General features: G+C 41.4%; 6 protein-coding genes. 3 read left to right on the top strand and 3 right to left on the bottom strand.

All coding sequences use genetic code 11. The annotated features are described in order from the left end of the window. The coding region (locus QZY09_RS06790; protein WP_295669990.1) for a response regulator at window positions 1–480 on the top strand (480 nt) is incomplete at its 5' end. 92 nt (window positions 481–572) lie between these two features. Here QZY09_RS06790 and QZY09_RS06785 read toward each other — a convergent pair. Then, entirely contained in the window at window positions 573–1,823 is a 1,251-nt protein-coding gene (locus QZY09_RS06785) for an ABC transporter permease (RefSeq protein ID WP_295669987.1), read from the bottom strand. A 286-nt stretch (window positions 1,824–2,109) separates the two neighbouring features. Between QZY09_RS06785 and queA the strand changes: the two genes are divergently transcribed. Both queA and QZY09_RS06775 read left to right on the top strand, forming a co-directional pair. Then, window positions 2,110–3,159: a tRNA preQ1(34) S-adenosylmethionine ribosyltransferase-isomerase QueA gene (gene queA, locus QZY09_RS06780; RefSeq protein ID WP_295669985.1), complete on the top strand. Its 1,050-nt coding sequence runs from the start codon at window positions 2,110–2,112 to the stop codon at window positions 3,157–3,159. Window positions 3,160–3,226: 67 nt separating this feature from the next. Then, window positions 3,227–3,925 carry a 2-C-methyl-D-erythritol 4-phosphate cytidylyltransferase gene (locus QZY09_RS06775; RefSeq protein ID WP_295669982.1) on the top strand — a complete coding sequence of 233 codons (699 nt, stop codon included), beginning with the start codon at window positions 3,227–3,229 and terminating at the stop codon, window positions 3,923–3,925. An 81-nt stretch (window positions 3,926–4,006) separates the two neighbouring features. Here the strand turns inward: QZY09_RS06775 and QZY09_RS06770 are convergent, their stop codons facing one another. Further along, window positions 4,007–4,156 carry a lmo0937 family membrane protein gene (locus QZY09_RS06770; protein ID WP_295669979.1) on the bottom strand — a complete coding sequence of 50 codons (150 nt, stop codon included), beginning with the start codon at window positions 4,154–4,156 and terminating at the stop codon, window positions 4,007–4,009. 110 nt (window positions 4,157–4,266) lie between these two features. Beyond that, window positions 4,267–4,488, bottom strand: coding sequence for a DUF2795 domain-containing protein (locus QZY09_RS06765; RefSeq protein ID WP_002996718.1), 222 nt, complete (start codon window positions 4,486–4,488; stop codon window positions 4,267–4,269). Between the last annotated feature and the right edge of the window lie 206 nt (window positions 4,489–4,694).

Here is a 4,694-nt window from a genome sequence, read left to right as displayed (position 1 = left end):
GGATACGGTACTGAATTTACCTTTTCGATCCTATTTGAAATTGCCCAGCCGGAAGAAAAGAAGGACGAAACCGTGTTAATCGTAGCGCCAAATTCGACGCCGGATTTACTTGGAATGCGGGTTTTAATTGTTGACGATAATAAAATGAATATCATGATCGCCTCAAAATTCCTTAAAAAATGGCATGCAAATCCGGATGAGGCCATCAGCGGGCACGAAGCAATCGAATTAACGAAACAAAACAATTACGACCTGATCATCATGGACCTGCAAATGCCCGGGATGGACGGTTTTGAAGCAACCCGCATCATTAAACGATCAAATCCGCAGATACCTATTTTAGCACTTACCGCGGATGCAATGCCCGAAACCCACAGCAAAGCCTTTGCCGCAGGCATGTGCGATTACCTTACAAAACCTTTTGTACCGAATGTCCTTTTTGAAAAAGTGGCCAGGTATTATGTGCCGGTGGAGGGCTGAAGCGGTCATTGGTCATTTGCTTCGCGTCATTGGTCATTGGTAAACGGATATATCCAGTGCGCATTTAATTACAAATGACTAATGACCAATGCCTAATTTGACCTTATCGCTTCAACCGGATCCAACTTAGCCGCAAACCAGGCCGGGATGATTCCTGAAATTACCCCAATGATAAACGAAGTACCGATGCCGATAATGATATTTTTTATATCGAGTACAATTTTCACGTCGGCGGCGGCGCTGACCGCCAGGGTAACCAAATAAACCAAGCCCAGCCCTATTACCCCACCCATCAAACATAAAAATATAGCTTCGATCAAAAATTGCAATAAGATAAAATAGCTTTTTGCCCCGAGTGATTTTTGGATCCCGATAATATTGGTGCGTTCCTTAACAGAAACAAACATAATGTTGGCGATACCAAATCCACCGACAAGGATAGAGAACAAACCTATAATTAAGCCCACTGTATGTAAAATACCAAATACTACATCAAGCTGGTTAGATATAATCGTCGTTTTATTTAAAGAAAAGTCGTCGTCAGCACCCGGTTTTATCCGGTGGATTGAACGCATTAAACCCTTCAGTTCGCTTTCTACTTCATCAACGCCAATACCCGGCTTGCCGCGGACTACGATCTGCGGGCCGTAATTATCATTTTGAAAGTCGATGACATCCTTTGCGAAATTCAAGGGTAACAGGATCTCCTTATCTGTTGATATTCCTAAGATATCTTTTCCCTCCTTTTTAAACACCCCCACCACTTTTACATACCGGCCCATTATCTTTAGCTGTTTGTCAATTGCGCCGCCGTAAGGAAAAAGGTCATGAGCAATATCGTATCCAATTATAGTTACCGGGCTGCCCGCCCTTGATTCCATATTTGTAAAATACCTGCCTTCCGAAAAATCAAAATTCCAGGTAATATCATGATCCTGGCTGGCAGCGTCAATTTGCGCACCACTTACCGTATTGCTTTGGTATTTAACCGTGCGGTTATCAATACCCACTTCATATGAAATACCAAGCGCGGTGGTGCTTAAACGCTGTAGTGCGTCAAAATCCCGTAATTTAGGTACCGGGCGCTGCATATATTTCCACCACGGAAAATCGTCTCCCCCTCCACCCCATGGCCATTTTTGAATATAAATACTATTGCTGCCTAATTTGTTTACGCTGTTTTGCAGGTTATTTTTTAGTGTATCAACCGCCGAAAAAACGAAAATAATGGTAAAAATGCCTATGGTTACCCCCAGCAGGGATAAAAATGTGCGCAGCTTATTACCCCTTAACGAATCGTTGGCAAATAAAAAGCTTTCCCTCAAAAGTTTTAAAAACAGCATATTTATCTATTTTGTGATTACACCGATTATGGTTTGATTTTACCGATGCTCACTACTATCAGTTGCATTCCTTTGGGTGTTAGACCATACTGCCGCTGATAAGTTACACTATTTATTTTATTTAAAAACAGAATCGGCTATTCATTGTAATGATATAATAAAACGCAATAAACTTTGTCAAGCCGGCATAATTATGTAATCTTATCGGTTAAATCATACAACAAAATCGGTGAAATCACAAATTTATTCCTTACATTTGCGCCCTTGAAAATTCATATCATTTAGCATGAAATTATCTCAATTTAAGTTCAACCTGCCTGATTCGTTAGTAGCCCACACCCCTGCCCATACACGCGACGAGGCGCGATTAATGGTGCTGCACCGCGAAACAGGCCAAATTGAGCATAAAATATTTAAAGACGTCCTTGACTATTTTGATGACAAGGATGTGATGATCCTTAACAACACCAAGGTATTTCCGGCCCGTATGTATGGCAACAAGGAAAAAACTGGTGCAACTATCGAAGTTTTTTTACTTCGTGAGTTAAATAAAGAATTGCGTTTATGGGATGTACTGGTTGACCCGGCCCGCAAAATACGTGTTGGCAATAAATTATATTTTGGTGATGACGACCTTTTAATTGCCGAAGTTGTTGACAATACCACCTCCCGTGGCCGTACGATCCGTTTCCTTTTTGACGGGACTGATGAAGAATTCCGCCGTAATGTGGAGATCCTGGGTGAAACACCGCTTCCAAAATATATCAAACGCAAAGCTACAGCCGAAGATAAGGAACGCTATCAAACTATTTTTGCAAAGCATGAAGGCGCAGTTGCTGCCCCTACCGCAGGCTTGCATTTTAGCCGCGAGCTGATGAAACGCCTTGAATTAAAAGGTGTTGAATTTGCCGAAGTAACCTTGCATGTTGGCCTTGGAACCTTCCGCCCTGTTGAGGTTGAAGATTTGACCAAGCACAAAATGGACTCAGAACAGTTTATCATAGAAGAAAAACAAGCCAATATAGTAAACAGGGGGATCGACCTTAAGAAACGAATTTGCGCTGTAGGTACCACCTCGATGCGTGCGATTGAATCAGCGGTATCGGCAAACAAAACATTAAAACCTGCAAACGACTGGACGAGCAAGTTTATCTTCCCGCCGTACGATTTCAGCATTGCAAATTCAATGATCACCAACTTCCATACACCCGAATCAACTTTACTGATGATGGTTTGCGCATTCGGTGGTTATGAGCATGTAATGAATGCCTATGAAGTGGCTGTGAAAGAAAAATACCGCTTTTACAGCTATGGCGATGCAATGCTGATAATTTAATTAGATTTGAGTATTGAAATTTGAGATAGGAGCTAGTAATCATATCTCAAATTTAAACTTTTTTCTAATGTCTCCCACGGCTCATCTCATATCTAAATACGTCATTATTGTTGCCGGCGGCTCCGGAAGCCGGATGCAGTCTGCGGTTCCCAAACAATTTTTGATGCTCAATGGAAGGCCTGTATTAATGTATACGATTGAGGCTTTTTTTAATTCCGCATCAAACCCCAAAATCATCATTGTTATACCGGCAGCTTACCAGCAGTATTGGAAGGAACTTTGCGCCGAATATAATTTCACTATCGACCACCAATTGATAGCGGGCGGCGAAACCAGGTTTCATTCAGTTAAAAATGGACTCAACGCCATAACACAAGACAACAATACGTTGGTTGCTGTTCATGATGCCGTACGCCCTTTACCGGGAGAGGCCGTAATTAATGAATCTTATAAACAAGCAGCTGCAACCGGCAATGCCATTACTGCAGTAAAAAGCCGCGACTCTGTGAGGCAGTTAAAAAACGGTGTGTCGATAAGTTTATTAAGGGACGAAATATTCCTGGTGCAAACACCGCAAACCTTTCAAATAGCGCAGCTAAGGAAAGCGTACAACCAGCCTTTTAACGAAGGTTTTACAGATGATGCCAGCGTTGCTGAAGCAGCGGGTTTCCCCATTTCCATCATTGAAGGCAGCTACCGCAATATAAAGATCACTTTCCCGGAAGATATAGCAATTGCGGAACAGTTCATGGTTGATGGTTCATAGTTCATAGCCGGAATTTGCTAACTTTAGTCTCCTCATTGAAACCATGAACCATGAACCATGAACCATGAACCATGAACCGACCTATGCCCTTCGGATGACACCTAAAAGTATTGCAATTACAGCAATTACTAACAGGATATGGATCAGTCCGCCACCAACAGGATAAACAAAGGCTCCGAATATCCATCCGATGACCAGGATTACAGCGATTAAATAAAGAATGCTTCTCATTTTATAAAGTTTTAGTAGATCATATTTTATATTCAACTAAAACTATTCCAAAATGTTTTACAAAATAAAAAACCCTGCATCAGCAGGGTTTTTTATTTTAAAGGCGCCTTTTAATATTCGTCCTCGTTAAAGAAGAAGTCATCTTTTGTAGGGTAATCAGGCCATATCTCTTCGATGTTCTCATATGGCTCACCGTCATCCTCCAATGCCTGCAAGTTTTCAATAACCTCAACAGGCGCTCCGGAACGGATCGCGTAATCAATCAATTCATCTTTTGTTGCGGGCCATGGCGCATCTTCTAGGTGCGATGCAAGTTCAAGTGTCCAATACATATGTTTTTATTTAGTGTTATCAGGTAAATTTACTTTTTCGCAAAAGTATAATATTTTTTATTTGATTATCAAATTTTTCATTAATATGGTTTGATTTTTTTTGGCAATACAGCTCTCACGGCCGGTTTGATTTTTTTTGGCAGCATCCGGCGGTTTTCCTGAACCGATCATACTCTCGGTATCCACTGATTTTCAGGAACTTTGCT

The organism is uncultured Mucilaginibacter sp., from assembly GCF_903913935.1.
GTDB lineage: Bacteria > Bacteroidota > Bacteroidia > Sphingobacteriales > Sphingobacteriaceae > Mucilaginibacter.
The sequence above is the reverse complement of the archived record's forward strand: the minus strand, read 5'-3'. Positions and strand labels throughout refer to the sequence as shown.